Consider the following 24751-nt stretch of genomic DNA (forward strand, 5'->3'; position numbering starts at 1 on the left):
GAGTTCGAGACACCCGCTAATCTCCGGGAAGTTCACGGCGATCGCTCGTGAGAAGCACGGACGCATCTGAAGCCCTCTAGAGACGTAGGAGTTCTGTCGGTGACGGATGGCTACGAGGATCCGGGCGCCTCGGCGACCGCCCAGCTGCCGGCCGTCGTCGCCCGCGTCACCGCGCTCGCCGACCGCCTCGGCGTCCCGCATGCCGAGGTCTTCGACGTCGGGCGGCTCTCCATCGCCTGCGGGGTGCCGGAGCCAGTGGTCAAGGCTCTGCTCAGCGGTCGGCCCGCGGGCGAGCCGGACGTCCAGGCCCGCTTCCTGCAGCGCCTGGACCTGCTGCGCCGCACCCGGCTGAAGCCGGGCGGACGCCGGTACACCCAGCAGGAGATCGCCGACGGCGCGGGCATGTCCCGGCAGCAGGCCGGCGCCCTCATCAACGGCGACCGGCGGCCCACCATGGAGCACTGCGACGCCCTGCAGCGCTTCTTCCGGGTGCACGCCGGCTTCCTCACCGCGGAGGACCCCGAGGCGCTCGCGGGCGCGCTGCAGCGCACCGAGCAGGAGCTGCTGCAGAAGCTCGCGGACCGGGAGCGGGCCGCCGCCGAGGACCCGGAGGATCCGCTGGAGCGACTGCTGCAGGACCACGGGGTCCGCGGAATCGCCTGGCGGGCCGCGCAGTTGCCCACCGACCAGCACCGGGACAAGGTCGCCGAGTGGCTCGACATGCTCCTGGAGAGCGTCAAGCGGCCCGAGTCGTGAGCCGGGGGAGAACTGTGGGCATCGGCAGGGACATGCGCCGGCTGTGCAACGAACTGGTGGGCGGGCTCACGCTGCCCGTGCCCGCGCCTGCGGGTGAGCTGTACCGCGCGCTGTGCGAGGCGATGAGCCGCCGGCGCGGGCGTCCGGTGCACTTCCGTACGGCCGCCTTCCCGCCCGGCACGGCCAGCGGGCTCTGGCTGGACCTGACCGACCGGGACGTCGTCGTGGTGGAGGAACGCACCGCACCTGACCACCAGTTGGTGATCCTCGGCCACGAGCTGTGGCACATGCAGGCCGACCACTGCGGGCTCCACATGGACGGTGTCGGCGCCGCGACCCGGCTGCTGCGCGACGACACCGACCAGGAAGCGCTCCAGGCCGCGGTGCAACGCGTCGCGGCCCGCAGCCGCTTCGACGTCGCCGAGGAGCGGGACGCCGAGACGTTCGGGCTGCTGCTGGCCAGCAAGTGCCGTACGTGGCTGGCCGGTTCGTCGTTGCGTGGGCCGGTGCAGCGGGACGGCGTGGCCGGCCGCATCGAGGCGTCGCTGGGGTACCCGGGCCCGCAGGGCTGAACCGGGCCGGGCGCGCCGGCCGAGCGGCCCGGTGGCGCTCGGGGTGCGCTCGACGCCGTCCGCGCGGGGAGCCGGCGGCTCGCCGCCCCGGAGCGGGGTGTGGCGCGCGGAAGTTGAGAAACGTTTCGCCGGATCGGGTGGCCCATCGCGCGGGGCGAACGGGGCGGTTCCTCCTCGGCTAAGCGGGCTAACCGGCGCGGAGCCGGGCGGCGTTGTCAGTGGTGGGCGGCAAGCTGGGAGTGTGCGCCGTACGACGCGGTGCACGGCGCCGCAGGGCGCGTGACCGTGACGCCTATTCGGGGAGAGCCGACCGATGCCCACCGCCGTACTGACCGACCGTGAGCGTACCGCCGTACAGGCCTACCTGCGCCTGCTGCATACGGTGCGCGCCGCCTTCGACGGGCCGCCGGACCACGACCGGCCCGCCGTCGTCCCGCCCGTCGTGCTCGCGGAGGCGGAACGGGCACTGGCCCGGGCGGGACTCGCGGGCAACGAGGCGGAGTTCTTCCGGCTCCTGCGCAACTGGTGCCGGCCCGTCTGAGCGCCGGGGCGGCCAGCGCCGCCGCCGTCACCCGCACGGCAGGGCGACGGTGGCGGTGGGGCCGGGTGGGATCGCCGTCAGGGCCGTGGGGCGGGGTGCGGTATGACCACCGACGTGGCCACCACGCCGTGCCGCACGGTCCACCGGCCCTCGAAGGACTGGAGCCGGTGGCCGCCGATCACGGGACCGGGGACGAGCAGCTCGGCGTGCAGGGCGCCGGACGGTTCGCCGTCGGCGTCCAGCCGCACGGTGATGTCGGCCTCCGAGAAGTCCAGCCAGGTGCGGGTGAGCGGGAACCACGCCTTGTAGACGGACTCCTTGGCGCTGAACAGCAGCCGGTCCCAGTGCACGGACGGCCACCGCGCGGCCAGCCGGTCGAGCCGCTCGGCCTCGGCGGGCAGGAAGACGGAGGAGCCCACGCCCTCCGGCAGCGCCCCGTGCGGTTCGGCGTCGATGCCGAGGGAGGCGAGGTCGGTGGCGCGGACCAGCGCGGCGGCGCAGTAGCCGTCGCAGTGGGTCATGCTGCCGAGCAGCCCGTCCGGCCAGAGCGGGGCACCCCGCTCGCCGGTGAGCACGGGCTGCGGCGGCACGCCGAGCTTCTCCATGGCGCGCCGGGCGCAGCCCCGGACGGCCGCGAACTCACGGCGCCGCTTGGCCACCGAGCGCGCGACGAGCGCCTCCTCCGCCGGGTGGAGCGGGGAGTCCCACAGCGGGTCGTCAGCGCGCGCCTCCACGGCCACGACCGACTCCGGGAGCAGCTCCTCGATCACCTGCTTCGACCTCCATCGGCAGGACGCGGCGCAGCCTTCCCGGCGGATCCGGACGCTTGCGCCACTCGCGGGGGTATCCCACGGAGACCTCCATGAAGCGGACTCCGTCGTGCCAGGTGGTGCGCGGGATGTGCAGATGGCCGTAGACCATGGTGGCGACCCGGAACCGGCGGTGCCAGTCGGCGGTCAGCGTGGTACCGCACCACATGGCGAATTCGGGGTGCCACAGGACCTCGGTGGGGTGCCGGTCCAGCGGCCAGTGCCCGGCCAGCACGGTCGGCAGGTCCTCGGGCAGCTCGGCCAGCCTGCGCTCGGTCTCTGCGACCCGCGCCCGGCACCACGCCTCACGGCTCGGGTAGGGGTCGGGGTGCAGCAGGAACTCGTCGTTGCAGACGATGCCCGTGCTCTCCGCGTAGGCCAGGCCCTCCGCCTTGGTGGCGGAGCCGGCAGGCAGGTACGAGTAGTCGTAGAGCAGGAAGAGCGGGGCCACGGCGACCGGGCCGCCCGCGCCGTGCCACACGGGGTAGGGGTCCTCGGGGGTGACGACGCCCAGCTCGCGGCACACCTCGACCAGGTGCTCGTAGCGGGCGACGCCACGCAGGGTGACCGGATCGCTCGGATGGGTCCACAGCTCGTGGTTCCCGGGTGCCCACAGCACCTTGCCGAAGCGGCTCGCGAGCGTGCCGAGGGCCCAGCGGATGTCGGCGACGGTCTCCGCGACGTCACCGGCCACGATCAGCCAGTCGTCGTCGCCGGCGGGCCGCATGCCGTCGATCAGGGCGCGGTTGTCCGGATAACCGATGTGCAGGTCGCTGATGGCCAGCAGCTGTCCGGCCCCGGCCGTCGAGTCCACCCCGCACACCCCTTCCGATCATCCGATGGAACAACGAGAGCACATGTCCCCGGCACCGGACAAGAGGTTCCCTCGCCGCGTGTCGCGATCCGGGCCCGGCCCGCCTCGGGTGCGTCCCCGATCCGGACGGCCCGCGAATCCGTGACCGGGCGCCCTGCGAATCCGTGACCGGAGACCCCGCGAATCCGTAACACCCGCGTTGCACGAGGGACCCCTGGAAAGCCGTATGATCGCCCCAACACCAGCGCCCTCAACCCCCCTTCTTTCCGGGGCTGTTTGGTGACCCTTCCTCCCTCCTGCCCGGGCACGGGCCGCTCCGCCCTGCCCGCACACCCGAAAGGCGGCCTGCATGCTCTCTCGCGTACGCGTCTGGCTCAACCGCACGTACGCGGAGAACGTGTTCTTCATGGATCAGCTGCGGAGAAATCCCAGCGACCGCGCGGTCGAGATCCACGCCACGCACGGCGATCCGGACTCCCCCGTGCTGGCCGCCGCCGACACCGCCGAGCTGGAGCCGGAGGGCCTGTCCCCGGCCGCGTACGTCGAGTACGCCCTAGACCAGTGCGCTCGGCGCGGCATCGACGTGTTCGTGCCCCGGCTGCACCAGGCCGCGATCGTGGCGCAGCGGGCCGAGTTCGCGGCGGCCGGTACGGCGCTGCTGGCGCCGACGCCCGAGGCGGTCGCCGTGTTCGAGGACAAGGCGGTCGCGTACGAGGCGGTCCGCTCGGTGGGCGTCCCGGTACCGCCGTGGCACCGGGTCCGCACGGCGGACGAACTCATCGCCGCGGTGGAGGAGTTGGAGGCGGCCGGGCACCGGCCGTGCTTCAAGCCGGCGGCCGGCGCGGGCGGGGTGGGCTTCCGGATGATCACCCGCTCCCCCTTCTCGCTCAGCCACCTGACCGGCTTCCCGGGCCCGTACGTCCAGCTCGACCTGGTCGTGGAGGCGCTGCGACGGGCCGAGGAGCCCGTGGACTGGCTGGTGATGCCGCGCCTGGAGCAGCCCGAGGTGTCCGTCGACTGCCTGACCGGGCCGGACAACCGGGTGCGGCTCGCGGTGGGCCGCACCAAGAACGGCCGCCGCCGGGGCTTCACCCTGGACGAGCGGTGGCTGGCGTCGGCCCGGCTGATCGCGGAGGGCTTCGGGCTGCACCATCTGTCCAACATCCAGTTCCGGATGCTCGGCGACCGGCCGGTGCTGCTGGACGTCAACACCCGGCCCGCCGGGGGCCTGCACCAGCTGTCGCTCTGTGGGGTGAACGCACCGTGGGCCGCCGTGCAGTTGGCGCTGGGTGAGGACCCCGGGGTGATCGAGCCGCCGTTCCTGGGCCAGGACTACACGGTGGTGTCGGGGCCGCGTCCGCTGGCGCCCGCGTCGCTTCCGCGGCAACGGGTGGAGTCCGAGGTGCTGCTGCCCGCGGTGCCGGCGCCCGTGCGGGCGGCTTCGGCGGGCGAGGTACTGCCGCTCTAGGCCGCCGGCCGGCTGCGGGTCCGCCGTGGCCCGTCGCGCGGTTCCCCGCGCCCCCACCGGGGCGCTGGTGCACACCGGTATGGACCAATTCCGTTCTTCGCCTTGACAGGGTGGATTGGTCCATACCAAATTCGTTGACGCAACGCTTCCGCACTCCCCTGCACTCCCGAACACCCCACCCCTGACAGGGAGATCGCGTGCGCGACACACTCGGGCGTCCCAGACGCCGGCTTCTCGCTCTGCTCGGTTCCGCCGCCCTCGCGGTCGGCGGGGCCATCGCCCTCCCCGGTACGGCCCACGCGGCCAACATCCTCACCAACCCCGGTTTCGAGTCCGGCGGCCTCTCCCCCTGGACCTGCACCGGCAACCTCGGTTCGGTCGTCTCCTCCCCCGTGCACGGCGGCACCAAGGCGCTGCAAGGCGCGGTGACGTCGAGCGACAACGCGCAGTGCAGCCAGACGGTCGCCGTGCAGCCGAACACGACGTACAGCCTCAGCGGCTGGGTGCGCGGCAGTTACGTGTACCTCGGCGTGAACGGCGGCGCGTCCACGTGGACCTCGTCCCCGTCGGCGTACAGCCAGCTCAGCGTCTCCTTCACCACCGGTGCCTCGCAGACGAGCGCCACCATCTACGTGCACGGCTGGTACGGCCAGGGCACCTACTACGCCGACGACATCGGCCTGGACGGCCCGGGCGGCGGGGGCGGCGGGGACACCCAGGCGCCGACCGCGCCGAGCGGGCTCACCTCCACCGGCAAGACGTCGTCGAGCGTGTCGCTGAAGTGGAACGCGGCCACGGACAACGTGGGCGTGACGGCGTACGACATCTACAGCGGCGCCAACCAGCTCCTCAGCGTCTCCGGTACGTCGGCCACGGTGAGCGGGCTGTCCCCGAGCACGGGTTACACCTTCACCGTGAAGGCACGGGACGCGGCCGGGAACACCTCGCCGGCCTCCAACTCCGTGACGGTGACGACGGACGCGGGCACCGGCGGCGGCACCGGCTTCAAGCAGGCGGCGCCGTACCTGTACCAGGGCTGGGGCGATCCGCCGAACCCGACGACGGTGATGAACGCGACCGGGACCAAGTGGTTCACGATGGCGTTCGTACTGGACTCCGGCGGCTGCACCCCGGCCTGGGACGGCAGCCGGCCGCTGACCGGCGGCGTGGACCAGTCGGCGATCAACCAGATCCGGTCCACCGGCGGTGACATCGTGCCGTCGTTCGGCGGCTGGTCGGGCAGCAAGCTCGGCGCCAACTGCTCCTCGGCGAGCGCGCTCGCCGGGGCGATCCAGAAGGTGGTCGACGCCTACGGCCTGAAGGCCATCGACTTCGACATCGAGAACAGCGACGAGTTCGAGAACGAGGCCGTCCAGGCGAAGATCCTCACCGCGCTGAAGACGGTCAAGGCCAACAACCCGGGCCTGAAGACCATCGTCACGTTCGGCACGTCCACCACCGGGCCGACGTACTACGGCAACCGGCTCATCGAGCAGGCGCAGGCGCTCGGCGCGAACATCGACGTGTTCACCATCATGCCGTTCGACTTCGGCGGCGGCTCGGACATGTACGGCAACACGGTGAACGCGGCGGAGGGGCTGAAGAACAAGCTGAAGTCCACCTTCGGCTGGGACGACGCCACCGCCTACGCGCACATCGGCATCTCCGGCATGAACGGCCTGTCCGACCAGCAGGAGACGACGACTCCCGCGATCTGGACGCAGATCCGGGACTGGGCGAACTCGCACCACATCGCGCGGCTGGCCTTCTGGTCGGTCAACCGCGACCGGCCCTGCCCGGGCGGCGGTGTCGCCGAGAACTGCTCCGGCATCAGCCAGAGCAACTGGCAGTTCACCTCGATCACGGCCGGCTTCACCGGCTGACGCGACGGTGAGGTGACGCGGAGGGCCGCTCGGCGGAGCGGCCCTCCGTTTTCATGCGAGTGGCCCCAGGCCCGGGTGGACCTCGGTGCGGCGCTCGACGCGTCCGCGGGCGTGCGCTCGTGGATCACTGGGCGGCCATCGAGTCAACGCCGGGTCTTCAGTGCGGCTTCACCGGGGGGTCCCGGGGCCACGGAATCGTGCGGCGCGTGAACGACGGAAGACCGATTGGGCCCGTGGGCACCGGGGCGGACGACAGCGGTGTGGCCGCGCCCGGCCGCCGCTCGGCGTACGGCGGCGACGTCTCGGCGCCGGTCGGCATCCGGTGCCACCGGCACGAGGGGATCGTGGTCACCAACCGGCAGCGCGTCCGGGGCCTCGGCTGGCTGGCGGCCACCTGGGAACTGGCCCTGGCCGACGGCCGTGGGCTGACCGCACCCGCCGAGCTGCCGGATCTGCGGCCGGGCGAGACCGCGGCCGTACCCCTGCCGTGGAGGCTGCCCGCGGACGGCGTTCCGGCCTGGCTGACGCTGCGCGTGGTGACGGCCGAGGACCGGCCGGGGGCACCGCGCGGTACGGAGGTGTGCGCGCCGTGCGTCCCGCTGCGGGCGGTCGTCACCGGCCGCGTTCCGACGACGGCCCGCTCGGACGGCTCGGCGCCACCGGCCCCGGGCCGCGCGGCGGGGCTCGCTCCGCGCACGACTGCCCACGGTCCCACCACGGCACCCTCACGCCTGACCCTGGTCAGAACCAACCTCGCGCCCTCCCCTCAGGGTGTGGTCGGAACCGACCTTGCGCCCTCGCACCTCTCCGTGGCCACGCCCGCCACCACACCCCCGCACCCCGCCGCAGCCAGAACCACCACTACGCCCTCCCACCAGGCCGTGGTCAGAACCGCCCCTGCGCCCTCCCACCTCGCCGCCGCCAGAACCGCCACCACACTCCCGCGCCCCGCCGCCGCCACGACCGCCACCACACCCCCGCACCCCACCGCAGCCAGAACCACCACCACGCCGACCCGGCACGTCCCCTGACCCTTGCCTCTCCGTCACCTTCGTCCTCCCTGTCACCTTTACGGAGCACCCGTGTGCACATCGCATGACCCCGCCCAGGAAGAGGCCGCGCGGACCGGTGCCGGCCGGCGTGGTTTCCTGAGGGCGACCGCGCTGCTCGGCGCCGTCGCCACCGCCGGTGCGGCGCTGCCCGCGACCGCCGAGGCGGCCCCGGCCTGGCGGCCGGACCCGGACAGCCGCCGCTTCACCCTCGCCGTGATGCCCGACACCCAGTACCTGTACGACGGGCCCAGCATCGACCGGCGACCGGTCGAGGCGTCCCTGCGGTACCTGCTGGAGCACGGCCGGGACGAGAACATCGTCTTCCTGTCCCACCTCGGCGACCTCACGCAGAACGGCGCCGAGGCCGAATGCGCCGCGATCGGGGAGGCGTTCGCCGTCCTGGACCGGCGGGGCGTCGGCTACAGCGTGCTCGCCGGCAATCACGACGTCCGGTCCTCGACCGACGACCAGCGCGGCCCGACCCCGTACCTGGACACCTTCGGCCCGGAGCGCTTCCGGGGCAGGCCGACCTTCGGCGGCGCCTCTCCGGACGGGTACAACACCTACCACCTGTTCCAGGCGGCCGGCCGCGAGTGGATGGTGCTCGCGCTGGACTGGCGGCTGTCGGACCAGGGGTACGCCTGGGCTGAGGACGTCCTCGCCCGGCACCCGAGGACGCCGGTCGTCCTCATCACCCACGAACTGGTCGTCGAGGACAACACGTTGTCCGCGTACGGGCAGCAGTTGTGGGACCGGCTGATCGAGGGCCACGACCAGATCTTCCTGACCCTGAACGGCCATTACTGGCCCGCGGGCCGGGCGGTCCGCAAGAACGCGGCGGGCCACGAGGTGCACCTGCACCTGACGAACTACCAGAACCGCTACTTCGGCGGCGCGGCGATGATCCGCCTCTACCGGTTCGACCTGGACCGCGACGTCATCGACGTGGAGACGATCTCCCCATGGATCCTGGGCCGGGCCGCCCAGGGCCTCAACGAGCTGGAGCGGCAGGAGATCGAGCTGAGCGGCGACACCGACCGCTTCTCCGTCGAGATCGACTTCAGCGACCGGTTCTCCGGCTTCGACCCGGTACCGGCTCGCCCTGCGCGGCCCGTGTCCCGGCTGCTGGTACCGGGCACGGTCGCCTACTGGCGGTTCGACGGCCACGCCGAGGGTACGGCGGTGACGGGCACCGTCCGTGATCTGTCCGGGCGCGGCAACGACCTCACCGTGGTCTCCGTCGGCGGCGGCACGCTGACCTGGTCCTCCGATCACCATCCCGACCAGCCCGGCCACGGCAGCCTGGAGTTCCAGGGCTTCAAGTCCCCGCTGCGGGGCGCCTACCTGCGCACGGTCGACGGCGCTCCGCTCAACTCGGCGACCTTCGAGCGCGGTTACACCATCGAGGCGTTCTACCGTCTGCCCGCCGACTGGGACGCCGGCCACCATGCCTGGTCCGGTCTGGTCGGCCGCACCGGCCGCAACGGCTCCGTCGGCCCGGTCACCGACGACCCGGACGAGCCGCTGGCCACGCTGTCGATCTCCGACGGCCCGGGTCCGCAGTGGGCGGCCCATCCGCTCGACCAGCGGCGGCTGGCCACCAACTGGGGCGACGAGACCGCCCGGGAGAAGTGGTGGCACGTGGCCGTGGTCAACGACGGGCGGCACACGACGATGTACGTCCAGGGCTGCCCCGTGGCCCGCAACCCGCACGCCACCGCCGTCGGCATCGCCTCGGCCGGGCTGCCCTGGCTGCTCGGCGGCTACGAGTACGCCGGGAAGATCGACCAGATCCTGCACGGGCGGCTCGGTGACGTCCGCATCGTGTCCCGGGCGCTGCCCGTCACCTCCTTCATGACCCACTGAGCCCCGCGAGGATCACCGACCTGACGGGTGCCTGAGGCGGCGCCGGCCCGCCGGGGCGCCCCGGCGCGGGCCCGTCGTTCTCGCCGGCATGTCAGGAAGCACCCCCCCTTTCACCGGACGTGCCGCGCGCCCAGCGGCCGGCCACCTCGGGGACGTGGTGATCGTCCGGAGCTCCGGCGAGCGGACCGTCGGCCCGGCCAACGGGCTCAACGGCTGGACCCTGTCCTGGGCGGACCGGACGGCGGGCAGCGCGGTCTGAGCCGGTACGGGCGGCTTCACCCCCTGAACTTCCTTACGCGGCAAGGACTTTCCTTGCTTCAAGTCTTGACGGTCCCGGAGTCGGGGAGCACATTGGCGGCACCGTGAGAGCGCTCTCAAGCAGGCGTGCCACAGCACCCTTGGGAGCGCTCTCACGGAAACCCCGCACACACCCGCACCCGAGAGGCTCCCCATGAGCGCATCCTCCGGCATCCCCAGACCCCGCCCGTTGCGGCGCGCGTTCGCCACCGCCGTCGCCGCCCTCGGCCTGGCCGCGGCCCTCGCCACGGCCGCCACCGCGCCCGCCGACGCGTCCGCGCCCACCCCGCCCTCGGGCTGGACGCAGGTCTTCGTGGACGACTTCAACGGCGCGGCCGGCTCCGGCGTCAACACGACCGACTGGCAGTACGACACCGGGACGTCCTACCCCGGCGGGGCCGCCAACTGGGGCACCGGCGAGGTCGAGACGATGACGTCGAGCACCGGCAACGTCGCACTGGACGGGAACGGCAACCTGCTCATCACCCCGCGCCGCGACGCCTCCGGCAACTGGACCTCCGGTCGGATCGAGACCACCCGCACCGACTTCCAGCCCCCGGCGGGCGGAAAGCTGCGCGTCCAGGCGCGGATCCAGATGCCGAACGTCACCGGCGCCGCCGCCAAGGGCTACTGGCCGGCGTTCTGGATGCTCGGCGCGCCGTTCCGCGGCAACTACTGGAACTGGCCGGGCATCGGCGAGCTGGACATCATGGAGAACGTCCAGGGTCTGAACACCGACTGGGCCACGATGCACTGCGGCACCAATCCGAGCGGCCCCTGCAACGAGACCTCCGGCATCGGCAACTCCACCTCCTGCACCGGCACCACCTGTCAGGCGGGCTTCCACACCTACGCGATGGAGTGGGACCGCTCGACCAGCCCCGAGGAGATCCGCTTCTACCTCGACGGCGTCAACTTCCACACGGTCAGGGCGAACCAGGTGGACGCGACGACGTGGGCGAACGCCACGAACCACGGCTACTTCATCATCCTCAACGTCGCCATGGGCGGCGGCTTCCCGGCCGCGTTCGGCGGCGGTCCCGACAGCGGGACCGAGCCGGGCCACCCGATGGTCGTCGACTACGTACAGGTCCTGCGGTCCTCCGGCGGCGGCACAACTCCCCCGCCGACCGGCGACCGGGACGCCTACAGCCCCGTCCAGGCCGAGTCCTACGACGGCCAGTCCGGCGTCGTCACGGAGACCACCACGGACACCGGCGGCGGCCAGGACATCGGATCCCTCGCGAACGGCGACTGGGCGCTGTACAAGGGCGTCAACTTCGGTTCCACCGCGGCGAGGCAGTTCTACGCCCGGGTCGCCAGCGGTGCGGCCGGCGGGGTCAGCGGTCTGGTCGAGGTGCGCCTGGACAGCCGCGCCAACGCACCCGTCGGCAGCTTCGCCCTGGCGAACACGGGCGGCTGGCAGTCCTGGCGGACGGTCCCGGCCAACATCGGCGGGGTGACCGGCACGCACGACGTCTATCTCACCTTCACCAGCGGTCAGCCGGCCGACTTCGTGAACGTGAACTGGTTCGACTTCGGTCACTGACCGGAAAGACCCGCGGCGCGGCGCTCAACGCAGCTCCGCCCGGAAGGCCACCGGCGTCTGACCGGCGTGCAGGTGGAAGAACTTGGAGAAGTTCGCCGCGTCGGGGAAGCCCACGGCCACCCCGACGCGGCCGATCGGCAGGTCCGTGTGGGCGAGGAGGCGCTTGGCCTCCAGGACGACGCGCTTGTCGATGAAGCCCTTGGGTGTCTCGCCGGTGGCCGCGCGGACGGCGCGGACCAGGGTGCGGCGGGAGTAACCGAGGGCGTCGGCGTAGGCGCTGACGCTGTGGTTGGTGGGGAAGCCCTGTTCGACGGCGTCCCGGAAGCGGGTGAAGGTGCTGTCGGTGTGCTGCCGGGAGGTCTCGGCCGAACTGGCGGCGAGGTGGGCGAGGCGCAGCAGGCACGCGGTCAGACTGTGCCTCAGGACGGCCGTGTGCAGGCTGAGCGGGAGCGTCTCGGTGTCCTCGTACTCGCGTCGGAGCTGGTCGAAGGCCGCCTGGAGCGCGGCGAGCTGTGCCGGGCCGGGGTGCAGCAGCGGCGGCAGGTCGTAGCGGTACAGGCCCGCGGCCTCGACGGTGGCGCGGGGCAGGAAGCCGGGTTGCATGGTCAGGACGGTTCCGCGGTACACGGAGTCGCGGGAGAACCGGTGGACCTGTCCGGGGCGGATCCACAGGAGGTCGCCGGCCGTGACCTCGTACTCGGCGAAGTCGATCATGTGCCGTACCGGGCCGCCGGTGAAGAGCATGACGACGTGGAAGTCGATACGGTGGACGCGGTGCAGGGGGGCGTCGACGTGCCAGCGGTGGTCGGTGCCCATCGGGCCGATCTGCATGCCGACGCCGCCGACGGCCAGGTCGGCCGGGAAGGGGAACGTTCTGATCCCGTCACCCTCAGCTTGGTGTCTTATGCCAGCCATGCCCGGTTCGTCCCATCTCTGTCTCGTGATCACTGTCCCAGATTCACCACAGGCTGACACACCCCGACCTTTCCTCGAAAAAGTCAGACTTTTAAGTTTGAACGCGTCCGGCCAGCCTCCCCGCACTGAACGAGGACTTCTTGAAGATGACTACGCAGACTTCCGAGAGCTTCGAGTGGACCGACCTCGACCGGCGCGCCGTGGACACCGCCCGACTTCTGGCGGCCGACGCCGTGCAGAAGGTGGGCAACGGACACCCGGGCACCGCGATGAGCCTGGCGCCTGCCGCGTACACGATCTTTCAGAAGGTGATGCAACACGACCCGGCCGACCCGGAGTGGACCGGCCGTGACCGGTTCGTCCTCTCCCCCGGCCACACCTCGCTGACCCTCTACACGCAGCTTTTCCTCGCCGGCTACGAGCTGGAGCTCGACGACCTCAAGGCCTTCCGCACGCACGGCTCGAAGACGCCGGGCCACCCCGAGTACGGGCACACCGCGGGTGTGGAGACCACCACCGGCCCGCTCGGCCAGGGCGTCGCCAACGCCGTCGGCATGGCGATGGCCGCCCGCTACGAGCGCGGCCTGTTCGACCCGGACGCCCCCGCGGGCACCTCCCCCTTCGACCACACCGTCTGGGCCATCGTCTCCGACGGCGACCTGGAGGAGGGCGTCTCCGCGGAGGCCTCCTCGCTCGCCGGCCACCAGAAGCTCGGCAACCTGGTCTTCCTCTACGACGACAACCACATCTCCATCGAGGGCGACACCGCGACCGCCTTCTCCGAGGACGTGCTGAAGCGGTACGAGGCCTACGGCTGGCACACCCAGCGCGTCGCGCCCACCGCCGAGGGCGACATCGACGTCCCCGCCCTCCACGCCGCGCTGAAGGCCGCCCAGGCCGAGACCGAGCGGCCGTCGATCATCGCGATGCGCACGATCATCGCCTGGCCGGCCCCGAACGCGCGGAACACCGAGGCCTCCCACGGCTCCGCGCTCGGCGCGGAGGAGATCGCCGCCACCAAGCGCCTCCTCGGGTTCGACCCGGAGCAGACCTTCGAGGTGGCCGACGAGGTCCTGAAGCACACCCGGCGGGCCCTGGACCGGGGTGCCGAGGCGCACGCGGCCTGGGACAAGCGGATCGCCGAGTGGCGTGCCGCCAACCCCGAGCGGGCCGAGCTGTTCGACCGCGTCAGCAAGGGCGAGCTGCCCGAGGGCTGGGAGCAGAGCATCCCGGTCTTCGAGGAGGGCAAGTCCGTCGCCACCCGCGCCGCCTCCGGGAAGGTGCTCCAGGCGCTCGGCCCGGTGATCCCCGAGCTGTGGGGCGGCTCCGCCGACCTCGCCGGCTCGAACAACACCACCATCGACAAGACCAGCTCCTTCCTGCCGGAGGGCAACCCGCTGCCCGAGGCGGACCCGTACGGCCGTACCGTGCACTTCGGCATCCGCGAGTTCTCCATGGCCGCGGAGATGAACGGAATCGCCCTGCACGGAAACACCCGGATCTACGGCGGCACCTTCCTCGTCTTCTCCGACTACATGCGCAACGCGGTGCGCATGTCGGCGCTCATGCAGCTGCCGGTGACGTTCGTGTGGACGCACGACTCCATCGGCCTCGGCGAGGACGGCCCCACCCACCAGCCGGTCGAGCACCTGGCCTCGCTGCGCGCCATCCCGGGCCTGAACGTCGTCCGCCCGGCCGACGCCAACGAGACCGCGATCGCCTGGGCCGAGATCCTGAAGAGGCACGCCACGCACCCCGCCCCGCACGGGCTCGCGCTCACCCGCCAGGGCGTGCCGGTGTACGCGCCGAACGAGGACGCGGCCAAGGGCGGCTACGTGCTGCGCGAGTCCTCGACGGAGGTCCCGGAGGTGATCATCATCGCGACGGGGTCCGAGGTGCAGCTCGCCGTGGCCGCGCGGGAGCGGCTGGAGGCCGAGGGGATCGGCACGCGGGTGGTGTCCATGCCGTCCGTGGAGTGGTTCGAGGAGCAGCCGCGCGAGTACCGCGAGCGGGTGCTGCCGCCGGCCGTGAAGGCCCGGGTCGCCGTCGAGGCCGGCATCGGCCTGACCTGGTACCGGTTCGTGGGCGACGCCGGACGCATCGTCTCGCTCGAACACTTCGGTGCCTCCGCCGACGCCAAGACCCTGTTCGCCGAGTTCGGCTTCACCCCCGAGAACGTCGCCGCGGCGGCCCGCGAGTCGCTCGCCGCCGCGCGCGCCTGACACCGACGCACACCGACGCACACCGACGCACAAAAAGAGAGATGAGCACAGTGACCGAAGCAATCCCGACCCCGGGAGCCCTCAAGCGCCTCGCCGACGAGGGCGTGTCGATCTGGCTGGACGACCTGTCCCGCAAGCGGATCACCTCGGGCAGCCTCGCCGAGCTGGTGGCGAGCGGAAGCGCCGTCGGTGTCACCACCAACCCGTCCATCTTCCAGGCCGCCATCGGCTCCGGTGAGGGCTACGAGGAGCAGCTGACCGACCTCGCCGTACGCGGGGTGACGGTCGACGAGGCCGTACGGATGATGACCACCGCCGACGTGCGGGACGCCGCCGACATCCTGCGTCCCGTGTACGACGCCTCGGGCGGCCGGGACGGCCGGGTCTCCATCGAGGTCGACCCGCGGCTCGCCCACGAGACCGAGGCCACCGTCGCCGAGGCCAAGCAGCTCGCCTGGCTGGTCGACCGGCCCAACGTGATGATCAAGATACCGGCGACTAAGGCGGGCCTGCCGGCGATCACCGAGGTCATCGGCCTCGGCATCAGCGTCAACGTGACCCTGATCTTCTCCCTGGAGCGCTACCGCGAGGTCATGGCCGCCTACCTGGCCGGCCTGGAGAAGGCCCGCGAGCGGGGCGTCGACCTCGCCACCATCCACTCGGTGGCGTCCTTCTTCGTCTCCCGCGTGGACAGCGAGATCGACAAGCGCCTGACCGCGCTCGGCACCGACGAGGCCCTCGCCCTCAAGGGCCGCGCGGCCCTCGCCAACGCCCGCCTCGCCTACGAGGCGTACGAGGAGGTCTTCGCGTCCGACCGCTGGCTGGCCCTCGCCGCGGACAAGGCGAACAAGCAGCGCCCGCTGTGGGCGTCCACCGGTGTGAAGGACCCCGCGTACAAGGACACTCTGTATGTGGACGAGCTGGTCGCGCCGGGCACCGTCAACACCATGCCTGAGGCCACGCTGAACGCGGTCGCCGACCACGGCGAGATCACCGGGGACACGGTGACCGGCGGCTATGCCCAGGCCCGCGCCGACCTGGCCGCCGTCGAGCGGCTCGGCATCTCCTACGACGAGGTCGTCCGGCAACTGGAGAACGAGGGTGTCGCCAAGTTCGAGGTGGCCTGGCAGGACCTTCTGGACGCCGTAGCGAAGTCCCTGAAGAGCAAGGGAGTTGACGCCCGATGACCGAGAACGCACCCGCCCAGGCGCCCGCACCCGAGGAGGTGCGCGTGCCGGTTGCCCCGGCCGCCGACTGGGTGAACCCGCTGCGGGACGCCCGCGACCGCCGGCTCCCCCGCATCGCCGGGCCGTCGGGCCTGGTCATCTTCGGAGTGACCGGTGACCTGTCCCGCAAGAAGCTGATGCCGGCCGTGTACGACCTGGCCAACCGCGGTCTGCTGCCGCCGGGCTTCTCCCTCGTCGGGTTCGCCCGCCGGGACTGGGCCGACCAGGACTTCGCCGAGGTCGTGCACGACGCCGTGAAGGAGCACGCCCGCACCCCGTTCCGCGAGGAGGTGTGGCAGCAGCTCGCCGAGGGCATGCGGTTCATCCCCGGCGACTTCGACGACGACACCGCGTTCAAGCAGCTGAAGGACGCCGTCGACGAGCTGGACTCCTCCCGGGGCACCGGCGGCAACTTCGCCTTCTACCTCTCGGTGCCGCCGAAGTTCTTCCCCAAGGTGGTGCAGCAGCTCAAGAAGCACGGGCTGGCGAGCCCGCCGAAGGGCTCCTGGCGGCGCGCGGTCATCGAGAAGCCGTTCGGGCACGACCTGGACAGCGCGCGCGAGCTGAACACGATCGTGCACGACGTGTTCGAGCCGGACCAGGTGTTCCGGATCGACCACTACCTCGGCAAGGAGACCGTCCAGAACATCCTGGCGCTGCGCTTCGCCAACCAGATGTACGAGCCGATCTGGAACCGGTCCTACGTCGACCACGTGCAGATCACGATGGCCGAGGACATCGGCATCGGCGGCCGGGCCGGCTACTACGACGGCATCGGCGCCGCCCGGGACGTCATCCAGAACCACCTGCTCCAGGGGCCGGCACACCGTGCGCGGCCAGTACGCGGCCGGGTGGCAGGGCGGCGAGAAGGTCGTCGGCTACCTCCAGGAGGACGGCATCGACCGCAAGTCGAAGACCGACACCTTCGCCGCGATCAAGCTGGGCATCGACAACCGCCGCTGGGCGGGCGTCCCCTTCTACCTGCGCACCGGCAAGCGGCTCGGCCGCCGGGTCACCGAGATCGCGGTGGTCTTCAAGCGGGCCCCGCACTCGCCGTTCGACTCCACCGCCACCGAGGAACTGGGGCAGAACGCGATCGTCATCCGCGTCCAGCCGGACGAGGGAATGACCGTGCGGTTCGGTTCGAAGGTGCCGGGCACGTCGATGGAGATCCGGGACGTGTCGATGGACTTCGCCTACGGCGAGTCGTTCACCGAGTCGAGCCCGGAGGCGTACGAGCGGCTCATCCTGGACGTACTGCTCGGCGACGCCAACCTGTTCCCCCGTCACCAGGAAGTGGAAGAGTCCTGGAAGATCCTCGACCCGATCGAGGAGTACTGGGCGGCGCACGGCAGGCCGGCGCAGTACGCGTCGGGCAGCTGGGGACCGAGGGAAGCCGACGAGATGCTCGCACGAGACGGACGGAGCTGGCGCAGGCCATGAAGATCGACCTGACCGACACCACGGCAAGCAAGATCAACAAGGCGTTGGTGCAGGGCCGCCGCGCCATCGGGACGCCCGCTGTGGGCATGGTCCTGACGATGGTCATCGTCACGGACGAGGAGAACGCCTACGACTCGATCAAGGCGGCCGAGGAGGCCTCGCACGAGCACCCCTCGCGCACCCTGGTCGTCATCCGGAGGCAGGCCCGTACCCTGCGGGACCGCACCCACTCGCGGCTCGACGCCGAGGTCCGGGTCGGCTCCGAGGCCGGCACCGGCGAGACGGTCGTGCTGCGCACCTACGGCGAGGTGTCCGACCACGCCGACTCGGTGGTGCTGCCGCTGCTGCTGCCGGACGCCCCGGTGGTCGTGTGGTGGCCGGTGGACGCGCCCGAGGCGCCGTCCAAGGATCCGCTGGGCGCGCTCGCCCAGCGCCGGATCACCGACCTGTACGCCGTCGAGCGGCCGCTGGAGGTCCTGGACACCCGGGCCCGCACCTACGCCCCTGGCGACACCGACCTCGCCTGGACCCGGCTGACCCTGTGGCGGTCGATGCTGGCCGCGGCCATGGACCAGGCCCGCGTGAAGGTGACCTCGGCGGCCGTCGAGGCCGAGGCCGACAACCCCAGCGCCGAGCTGCTCGCCCGCTGGCTCCAGGCCCGCCTGGGCGTCCCGGTGGACCGGGTGCACAGCGCCGGCCCGTTCGTGACGGCCGTACGTCTGGGCACCGCGAACGGTGAGATCGTCGTCGACCGGCCCGAGGGCCCGCTGGCCACGCTGACCCTGCCGGGCCAGCCGCCGCGCACCCTCGCGCTGAAGGTGCGTGCGACCTCCGAACTGATCGCCGAGGAACTGCGCCGGCTCGATGCCGACGAGATGTACGCCATCGCCCTCCAGGGCGAGGGCTCCAAGGAGAACGCCTGAGATGGCCGAGTACCCCAAGCTCACCAACCGGCCCGAGTGGACGGCGCTGGCCGACCACCGCGCCCAGGGCCAGCCGCACCTGCGCGAGCTGTTCGCGGCGGACCCCGGCCGCGCCGAGCGGTACGTCGTGCGGGTCGGCGACCTGCACATCGACTACAGCAAGCAGCTGATCACCGACGAGACCCTGGCCCTGCTCCAGGAACTGGCGACCGCCACCGGTGTGTTCGCGCTGCGGGACGCCATGTTCCGCGGCGAGAGGATCAACCTCACCGAGAACCGGGCCGTGCTGCACACCGCGCTGCGCGCCCCCCGGGACGCGGTGATCGAGGTCGACGGCGAGAACGTCGTCCCGCAGGTGCACGCCGTGCTCGACAAGATGGCGGGCTTCGCCGACCGGGTCCGCTCCGGAGAGTGGACCGGCCACACCGGCAAGCCCATCCGCAACGTGATCAACATCGGCATCGGCGGCTCCGACCTCGGCCCCGCGATGGCCTACGAGGCCCTGCGCCCCTACACCGCGCGGGAGTTGACGTTTCGGTTCGTGTCGAACGTGGACGGCTCCGACCTGCACGAGGCCACCCGCGACCTCGACCCGGCCGAGACCCTGTTCATCGTGGCGTCCAAGACGTTCACCACGATCGAGACGATCACCAACGCCACCTCCGCCCGCTCCTGGCTGCTGAAGGCCTTCGACGGCGACGAGAAGGCGGTCGCGAAGCACTTCGTGGCGCTGTCCACGAACGCCGGCAAGGTCACCGAGTTCGGCATCGACCCGGACAACATGTTCGAGTTCTGGGACTGGGTCGGCGGCCGGTACTCGTACGACTCCGCGATCGGCCTGTCCCTGATGATCGCCATCGGCCCGGACCGCTTCCGCGAGATGCTGGACGGCTTCCGGATCGTCGACGACCACTTCCGCACCGCGCCCGCCGAGGCCAACGCCCCGCTGCTCCTGGGCCTGCTGGGCATCTGGTACGACAACTTCTTCGACGCCCAGACCCACGCGGTGCTGCCGTACTCGCACTACCTGTCGAAGTTCACCGCCTACCTCCAGCAGCTCGACATGGAGTCCAACGGCAAGTCGGTCCAGCGCGACGGCAACCCGGTGGAGTGGCAGACCGGCCCGGTCGTCTGGGGCACCCCGGGCACCAACGGCCAGCATGCCTACTACCAGTTGATCCACCAGGGCACCAAGCTCATCCCGGCCGACTTCATCGGCTTCGCCCGCCCCATCGGCGAACTGAGCGAGGAACTCAAGTCCCAGCACGACCTGCTGATGGCCAACTTCTTCGCCCAGACCCAGGCCCTCGCCTTCGGCAAGACGGCCGAGGAGGTCCGCGCGGAGGGCGTGGCCGAGGAACAGGTCGCGCACCGCACTTTCCGCGGCGACCACCCCACCACCACGATCCTCGCCACCGAGCTGACACCGTCGGTGCTCGGCCAGCTGATCGCCCTCTACGAGCACAAGGTGTTCGTGCAGGGCGCGGTGTGGAACATCGACTCCTTCGACCAGTGGGGCGTGGAGCTGGGCAAGGTCCTCGCCAAGCGCGGCAACATGCGCGAGCGGATCCGCCGCGCCGGCCACACCGTCGTCGGCTACGACCGCAACCCTGAGGTCTCCGACGTCAAGAGCCTCGCCGAACTGGTCGACAAGCTCGAAGCGCCCCGCCATGTGTGGGTGATGGTCCCGGCCGGCACGGCCACCCAGACCGTCGTCGACGAACTCGGCGACCTGCTGTCCCCCGGCGACACGGTCATCGACGGCGGCAACTCCCGCTGGACGGACGACGAGAAGCACGCCGCCGCGCTCGGCATCAAGGGCATCGGCTTCGTCGACGCCGGTGTCTCCGGCGGTGTGTGGGGCCTGGAGAACGGCTACGCACTGATGGTCGGCGGCGACAAGGAGAACGTGGACCGGCTCCAGCCGATCTTCGAGGCGCTCAAGCCGGAGGGCCCGTACGGCTACGTCCACGCGGGCCGGGTCGGCGCCGGGCACTTCTCCAAGATGGTCCACAACGGCATCGAGTACGCCATGATGCAGGCCTACGCCGAGGGCTGGGAGCTGCTGGAGAAGGTGCACTCGGTGGAGAACGTCCGCGAGGTGTTCCGCTCCTGGCAGGAGGGCACGGTCATCCGTTCCTGGCTGCTGGACCTCGCGGTCAACGCCCTGGACGAGGACGAGCACCTGGAGAAGCTGCGCGGCTACGCGGAGGACTCCGGCGAGGGCCGCTGGACCGTCGAGGCGGCCATCGACAACGCCGTGCCGCTGCCCGCGATCACCGCGTCCCTGTTCGCCCGGTTCGCCTCCCGGCAGGACGACTCCCCGCAGATGAAGATGATCGCCGCGCTGCGCAACCAGTTCGGCGGCCACGCGGTCGAGAAGAAGGACTGACCTGCCGTGGGGGACCTCCTGCTGGTCCGCCACGGTGAGACGGAGTGGAGCCTGTCGGGACAGCACACCAGCTGGACCGACCTGGCCCTCACAGAGCACGGCGAGGAACAGGCCAAGTCCCTCGCCCCGCTCCTCACCGGCCGGACCTACGCCCTGGCGCTCGCCAGTCCGCTGAGCCGCGCCCTGCGCACCGCCGAACTGGCGGGCATTCCCGGGGTCGTGCCGGACCCCGACCTGCACGAGTGGGACTACGGCGGCTACGAGGGCATCACCACCGCCGAGATCCACCGCACCCGGCCCGACTGGGACCTGTGGACCGACGGCGTGCCGCCCGGCCCCGAGGGACACCCGGGCGAGTCGCCGGAGGAGATCGGCGCCCGCGCCGACCGGGTCCTGGCCCGCCTGTCCCCGGCCCTCGCGCAGGGGGACGTGGTCCTCGTCGCCCACGCCCACTTCCTGCGTGTCCTCACCGCCCGCCGGCTGGGCCTGCCGCCCGCCGATGGCCGGCTGTTCCAGCTCGCCACCGGCACGGTCAGCCGTCTGTCGACGGAACACGACCGCCCGGTGATCACGGAGTGGAACGTACGGCCGTAGCCGGCACCGCACAGCCGTGTGCCCCCGGTCCGCCGACAGCGGCGCACCGGGGGCACACGCGTGCAACCTCCCGGCGGTCCGGGCGGATTGACAGGTACCTGGCCCTCGGGTGAGAGTCCCGCTGGTGGAGATCAACGATCTGACGGCGGCCGAGGAACGGGTGTGGCGGGCGTTTCCGCGCGGGGAGGCCGTGGATTTCCGGGCGTCACCCGACGACGACCCCGCCGACGGTGCGGGCTGGGGCGCCGAACGGACCGTGCGGGCGCGGGTGTTGCGGGCGCTGCTCCTCGGCGGGCCGCGGCAGGACGGCGAGACGGCCGCGCTCAGTCTCGCGGGCGCCCGGATCACGGGCCGGCTGGATCTGCAGTACGCGACCATCGACCACCCGGTGCGGCTGCGGCACTGCCACTTCGACGAGGCCCCGCGGTGCCACGCCGCCCGGCTGCGCGAACTCAACCTCAGCGAGTCCGTCCTGCCCGGACTGGTCGCTCACGCCGTGCAGGTCGACGGTGTCATACGGCTGACCCGGGCCCGGTGCACCGGGATCGTGCGGCTGGGCGGCGCCCGGATCGCCGGCAGCCTGTACCTGGAGGGCGCCGAGGTGGCCGCGCCGGACGCGGCGGAGCCGGTGCTCCAGCTCAACCAGGCCGCGGTCGGCGCCGACCTGTGGGCACCGGGGCTGCGCACCCAGGGGCAGACACGGCTGAGCGGCGCGACCGTCGCCGGGTCGGTCAACCTCAGCGAGGCGCGGCTCGACAACCCCGGGCACGCCGCGCTGGAGGCGGAGACCTTCACCGTCGACGGCGACATGCTGGTGCGGTACGCGCAGGTGCGCGGCTCGACGGGCCTGCGCGGCGCCCGCATCGCCGGGCGGCTCGACCTGTCGTACACCGCCCTTTCCCATCCGGGGAGTTCGGCGCTACGGGCCAGCAGCACGACCATCGGCGAGCTGTGGCTGCGCAAGGGGCCGCCCATGGAAGGCGCCCTCAACCTGCGGCGCGCGCAGATCGACGTCCTGTTCCTGGAACCGGAGTCGGCGCCCGGCAAGGTGCTCCTCAACCACCTGTCGTACACCTCCCTCGTCCCGCACGAACCCGCCGAGCGCCGCCTGCCCATGCTGGAGCGGGACCGCGACGGCTACATCCCGCACGCCTACGAGCAGTTGACGGCCGCCTACCGCCGCGTCGGCGACGACCACGCGGCCCGGCTGGTGCAGCTCGCCAAGCAGCGCCGGCACCGCCACACGCTCCCCTGGTACGGCCGGCTGTGGGGCCTCGTCCAGGACGTCACCGTCGGCTACGGCTTCCGGCCGCTGCGGGCCGCCGGCTGGCTGCTGTCGCTGCTCGCGCTCGGTTCCGTCGTCTTCGCGCTGCACCACCCGCGGCCGCTGAAGGCGGGCGAGGCACCGCCGTTCCACCCGGTGTTCTACACGCTCGACCTGCTGCTGCCGGTGATCTCCTTCGGGCAGGACTCCGCGTTCGCGCCGCGCGACGGCTACCAGGTGCTCGCCTACGTCCTCGTCCTCGCCGGCTGGATCCTGGCGACGACGGTGATCGCCGGTGTCACCCGCACGGTCAGCCGCCAGTGAGGCCGCGTGCCGCGTGCTGGGCCGCCAGCCGCACCGGCGCGTTCACGGCGCCGTACCCCTGGTAGCCCGGATCGCGCTGGACCAGTTCGAAGAAGACCCGGCCGACGGTCTCGGTGTAGCAGTGCCAAAAGGCGCCGCCCGCCTCGCGGTCGTAGAGGATGCCGAGGTCCCGGTAGGTCTCCAGCTCCCCGTCGGCGAACTCGTACCGGGCGGCGAGGTCGTCGTGGTAGTTGGCCGGTACCGGCAGCAGCCGTCCGCCCGCCGCACGGAAGGCGCGGGCGGCGGCCACCACGTCGTCCACGGCGAGGGCGATGTGCGCCGCGTGCACGGTGTCGTCACCGGGGGCCGCCCCGACCGCGAGGGCGATCCGGACGCTGCCGTCGGCGTTGGTGACGGCACGGCTGCGCAGGAGCCCGTAGGGGTCGGCGAGGTCGACGCTCTCCTGGGCGTGCAGGCCGAGGACGCTGCGGTGGAAGAGCGTCGCCTCGTCGAAGTGGTGCCAGGGCTGGGCGAGCGCGAGATGGTCGATGCGGGCGGCCGGCCCGTGGACGTCCGTCAGGTGCTCGAAGTCGGCACGCCAGTCGGGGAGTCGGGGGTGCCCGGTGGCGCAGAAGAAGAGTTCAGTGCCGTCGGGTGCGGCCACCGCGTCGAGCGGGACGTCCTCGGGGGCGCGCCGCCGGGGCAGCACCGGGGCCAGCAGGGCTTCCGCGCGGCGGGCGGCGCCGGCCGGGTCCGGGGACTCCAGGCCGATCGCGGCGAGCCGGGTGCCCGCGCGGCGCGCGGCCGGGCCGGTGTTGACCAGGACGCGGGCGTCGCCGCGCTGCCACAGGTCGACGGGTTTGCCGCGGTGCCGGGCGGCCCGGGTGAAGCCGAGGGCGCCGAGCAGGGCGGTGACGGGTTCGGCGTCCGGGGTGAGGAGTTCGGCGAAGGCGACCCCGGTCGGGACGACGGGCTCGGGCAACTCGGCCACGCCGACGGACTCTTGGAGGAGCAGCAGGGACCGTTGGGCGTCGACGGCGGTGGGACCGGCGTCGGCCTGCCGGAAGACGTCGTTGAAGACCTCCAGGGAGAGCGGGCCGGAGTAGCCGGTGCGCAGCACATGGGTGAGCAGGCCCGCGAGGTCGAAGCCGCCCTGGCCGGGGAAGCAGCGGTAGTGGCGGCTCCACTGGAGGACGTCCATGGCGAGCAGTGGGGCGTCCGCGAGCTGGAGGAAGAAGATCTTCTCGCCGGGGATGTCCTCGATGCCCTTGGGGTCGCTGCCCCGGGACAGGATGTGGAAGCTGTCCAGGCAGGTGCCGAGGGCCGGGTGCCCGGCGGCCTCCACGATGCGCCAGGCGTGGTCGTACGTACTGACGTGCCGTCCCCAGGCGAGCGCCTCGTAGGCCACCCGGATGCCGAACTCGCTCGCCAGGTCGGCGAGTCGGCTGAGCTGCCCGGCGGCGAGGGCGTCGTCGTCCAGGGCGTCCGGGGAGACGCTGGAGCAGACGAGCACGGTGTCGGCGCCGAGCCGCCGCATCAGCTCGAACTTGTGCCGGGCACGGCGGAGATTGCGTGCGAAGACCTCGTCCGGCACGGCCTCGATGTCCCGCATCGGCTGGTAGAGGTCGACGGCCAGACCGAGGTCGGCGCAGCGGGCGCGGATCTCCTCGGGCGAGAGGGGGCTGGCGAGGAGGTCGTTCTCGAAGATCTCCACCCCGTCGAACCCGGCACGGGAGGCGGCGGTGAGCTTCTCGGTGAGAGGGCCGCTGAGGGAGACGGTGGCGATGGAGGTGTGCAAGACGCTGCTCCTTGGTGTGCACGGTGACTGAGCCGCGCCCGGGGGGCGCGGGCTGTGTTCGACG

General features: G+C 72.0%; 17 protein-coding genes and 3 pseudogenes. 16 read left to right on the forward strand and 4 right to left on the reverse strand.

Going from position 1 to position 24751, the window contains the following annotated elements; genetic code table 11:
- The first annotated feature begins 99 nt into the window (after window positions 1-99).
- From OO52_RS12285 to OO52_RS12295, 3 genes are all read left to right on the forward strand, one after another.
- The gene (locus OO52_RS12285; RefSeq protein ID WP_030643317.1) at window positions 100-756 is read left to right on the forward strand and encodes a helix-turn-helix domain-containing protein; all 657 of its coding nucleotides are present in this window, start codon (window positions 100-102) and stop codon (window positions 754-756) included.
- Between the two features lie 14 nt (window positions 757-770).
- Window positions 771-1328, forward strand: coding sequence for a hypothetical protein (locus OO52_RS12290; RefSeq protein WP_030643319.1), 558 nt, complete (start codon window positions 771-773; stop codon window positions 1326-1328).
- A gap of 313 nt (window positions 1329-1641) precedes the next feature.
- Window positions 1642-1869 carry a hypothetical protein gene (locus OO52_RS12295; protein WP_030643321.1) on the forward strand — a complete coding sequence of 76 codons (228 nt, stop codon included), beginning with the start codon at window positions 1642-1644 and terminating at the stop codon, window positions 1867-1869.
- A 77-nt stretch (window positions 1870-1946) separates the two neighbouring features.
- Here the strand turns inward: OO52_RS12295 and OO52_RS12300 are convergent, their stop codons facing one another.
- Both OO52_RS12300 and OO52_RS12305 read right to left on the reverse strand, forming a co-directional pair.
- Window positions 1947-2639 (reverse strand): 4'-phosphopantetheinyl transferase family protein, encoded by a 693-nt coding sequence (locus tag OO52_RS12300; RefSeq protein WP_030643324.1) that lies wholly within the window; start codon window positions 2637-2639, stop codon window positions 1947-1949.
- Window positions 2587-3492: a metallophosphoesterase family protein gene (locus OO52_RS12305; protein ID WP_030643325.1), complete on the reverse strand. Its 906-nt coding sequence runs from the start codon at window positions 3490-3492 to the stop codon at window positions 2587-2589. The genes OO52_RS12300 and OO52_RS12305 overlap by 53 nt, the downstream gene beginning before the upstream one ends.
- 349 nt (window positions 3493-3841) lie before the next feature.
- Here OO52_RS12305 and OO52_RS12310 point away from each other — a divergent pair, with 349 nt between their 5' ends.
- From OO52_RS12310 to OO52_RS12330, 5 genes and pseudogenes are all read left to right on the forward strand, one after another.
- Window positions 3842-4960: an ATP-grasp domain-containing protein gene (locus tag OO52_RS12310; protein ID WP_030643328.1), complete on the forward strand. Its 1119-nt coding sequence runs from the start codon at window positions 3842-3844 to the stop codon at window positions 4958-4960.
- Between the two features lie 197 nt (window positions 4961-5157).
- Window positions 5158-6843, forward strand: coding sequence for a carbohydrate binding domain-containing protein (locus tag OO52_RS12315; RefSeq protein WP_030643329.1), 1686 nt, complete (start codon window positions 5158-5160; stop codon window positions 6841-6843).
- Between the two features lie 116 nt (window positions 6844-6959).
- A pseudogene (locus tag OO52_RS47135) lies at window positions 6960-7451 on the forward strand (DUF4981 domain-containing protein); the annotation flags it as partial.
- 474 nt (window positions 7452-7925) lie between these two features.
- Complete coding sequence (locus OO52_RS12325) at window positions 7926-9761, forward strand: LamG-like jellyroll fold domain-containing protein (protein WP_030643333.1); 1836 nt, start codon at window positions 7926-7928, stop codon at window positions 9759-9761.
- A gap of 451 nt (window positions 9762-10212) precedes the next feature.
- Window positions 10213-11607, forward strand: coding sequence for a glycoside hydrolase family 16 protein (locus OO52_RS12330; protein WP_030643335.1), 1395 nt, complete (start codon window positions 10213-10215; stop codon window positions 11605-11607).
- A 24-nt stretch (window positions 11608-11631) separates the two neighbouring features.
- Here OO52_RS12330 and OO52_RS12335 read toward each other — a convergent pair whose 3' ends face one another.
- The gene (locus OO52_RS12335) at window positions 11632-12522 is read right to left on the reverse strand and encodes a helix-turn-helix domain-containing protein (protein WP_030643337.1); all 891 of its coding nucleotides are present in this window, start codon (window positions 12520-12522) and stop codon (window positions 11632-11634) included.
- A gap of 146 nt (window positions 12523-12668) precedes the next feature.
- On the opposite strand from OO52_RS12335, the gene tkt reads away from it, so the two are divergent.
- The 8 genes and pseudogenes from tkt (at window position 12669) to OO52_RS12370 (ending at window position 22910) form a co-directional block, all read left to right on the forward strand.
- A complete protein-coding gene (gene tkt, locus OO52_RS12340) occupies window positions 12669-14744 on the forward strand; it encodes a transketolase (protein ID WP_030643339.1) in 2076 nt (691 codons plus the stop codon).
- Between the two features lie 41 nt (window positions 14745-14785).
- A complete protein-coding gene (tal, locus tag OO52_RS12345) occupies window positions 14786-15931 on the forward strand; it encodes a transaldolase (RefSeq protein WP_030643342.1) in 1146 nt (381 codons plus the stop codon).
- A pseudogene (locus OO52_RS12350) lies at window positions 15928-17413 on the forward strand (glucose-6-phosphate dehydrogenase). The gene tal and the pseudogene OO52_RS12350 overlap by 4 nt, the downstream one beginning before the upstream one ends.
- Window positions 17410-18336 (forward strand): glucose-6-phosphate dehydrogenase assembly protein OpcA, encoded by a 927-nt coding sequence (gene opcA, locus OO52_RS12355; protein WP_030643344.1) that lies wholly within the window; start codon window positions 17410-17412, stop codon window positions 18334-18336. Before OO52_RS12350 ends, opcA begins: the two are co-directional and overlap by 4 nt.
- A 1-nt stretch (window position 18337) precedes the next feature.
- Window positions 18338-19885 (forward strand): annotated as a pseudogene (gene pgi, locus OO52_RS52595) (glucose-6-phosphate isomerase); the annotation flags it as partial.
- A gap of 6 nt (window positions 19886-19891) precedes the next feature.
- On the forward strand, window positions 19892-20728 hold the full coding sequence (gene gnd / locus OO52_RS52600) for a phosphogluconate dehydrogenase (NAD(+)-dependent, decarboxylating) (protein ID WP_234317058.1): 837 nt from the start codon (window positions 19892-19894) through the stop codon (window positions 20726-20728).
- A gap of 6 nt (window positions 20729-20734) precedes the next feature.
- Complete coding sequence (locus OO52_RS12365) at window positions 20735-21322, forward strand: histidine phosphatase family protein (RefSeq protein ID WP_030643350.1); 588 nt, start codon at window positions 20735-20737, stop codon at window positions 21320-21322.
- A gap of 124 nt (window positions 21323-21446) precedes the next feature.
- A complete protein-coding gene (locus OO52_RS12370; protein WP_030643352.1) occupies window positions 21447-22910 on the forward strand; it encodes a hypothetical protein in 1464 nt (487 codons plus the stop codon).
- On the opposite strand, the gene OO52_RS12375 is transcribed toward OO52_RS12370, so the two are convergent.
- Window positions 22897-24687, reverse strand: coding sequence for a sugar phosphate isomerase/epimerase and 4-hydroxyphenylpyruvate domain-containing protein (locus tag OO52_RS12375; RefSeq protein ID WP_030643354.1), 1791 nt, complete (start codon window positions 24685-24687; stop codon window positions 22897-22899). The two genes, OO52_RS12370 and OO52_RS12375, sit on opposite strands and share 14 nt — an antisense overlap.
- Window positions 24688-24751 lie beyond the last annotated feature (64 nt).

This window comes from Streptomyces flaveolus (assembly GCF_000716535.1).
In the GTDB taxonomy this organism is placed as follows: domain Bacteria; phylum Actinomycetota; class Actinomycetes; order Streptomycetales; family Streptomycetaceae; genus Streptomyces; species Streptomyces flaveolus_A.

Coding starts and splice junctions, on each gene's coding strand:
- OO52_RS12295 (WP_030643321.1), top strand. CDS start 1,642: ATGCCCACCGCCGTACTGACCGACCGTGAGCGTACCGCCGTACAGGCC.
- OO52_RS12310 (WP_030643328.1), top strand. CDS start 3,842: ATGCTCTCTCGCGTACGCGTCTGGCTCAACCGCACGTACGCGGAGAAC.
- OO52_RS12330 (WP_030643335.1), top strand. CDS start 10,213: ATGAGCGCATCCTCCGGCATCCCCAGACCCCGCCCGTTGCGGCGCGCG.
- OO52_RS12335 (WP_030643337.1), bottom strand. CDS start 12,522: ATGGCTGGCATAAGACACCAAGCTGAGGGTGACGGGATCAGAACGTTC.
- tkt (WP_030643339.1), top strand. CDS start 12,669: ATGACTACGCAGACTTCCGAGAGCTTCGAGTGGACCGACCTCGACCGG.
- tal (WP_030643342.1), top strand. CDS start 14,786: ATGAGCACAGTGACCGAAGCAATCCCGACCCCGGGAGCCCTCAAGCGC.
- opcA (WP_030643344.1), top strand. CDS start 17,410: ATGAAGATCGACCTGACCGACACCACGGCAAGCAAGATCAACAAGGCG.
- gnd (WP_234317058.1), top strand. CDS start 19,892: ATGCGCGAGCGGATCCGCCGCGCCGGCCACACCGTCGTCGGCTACGAC.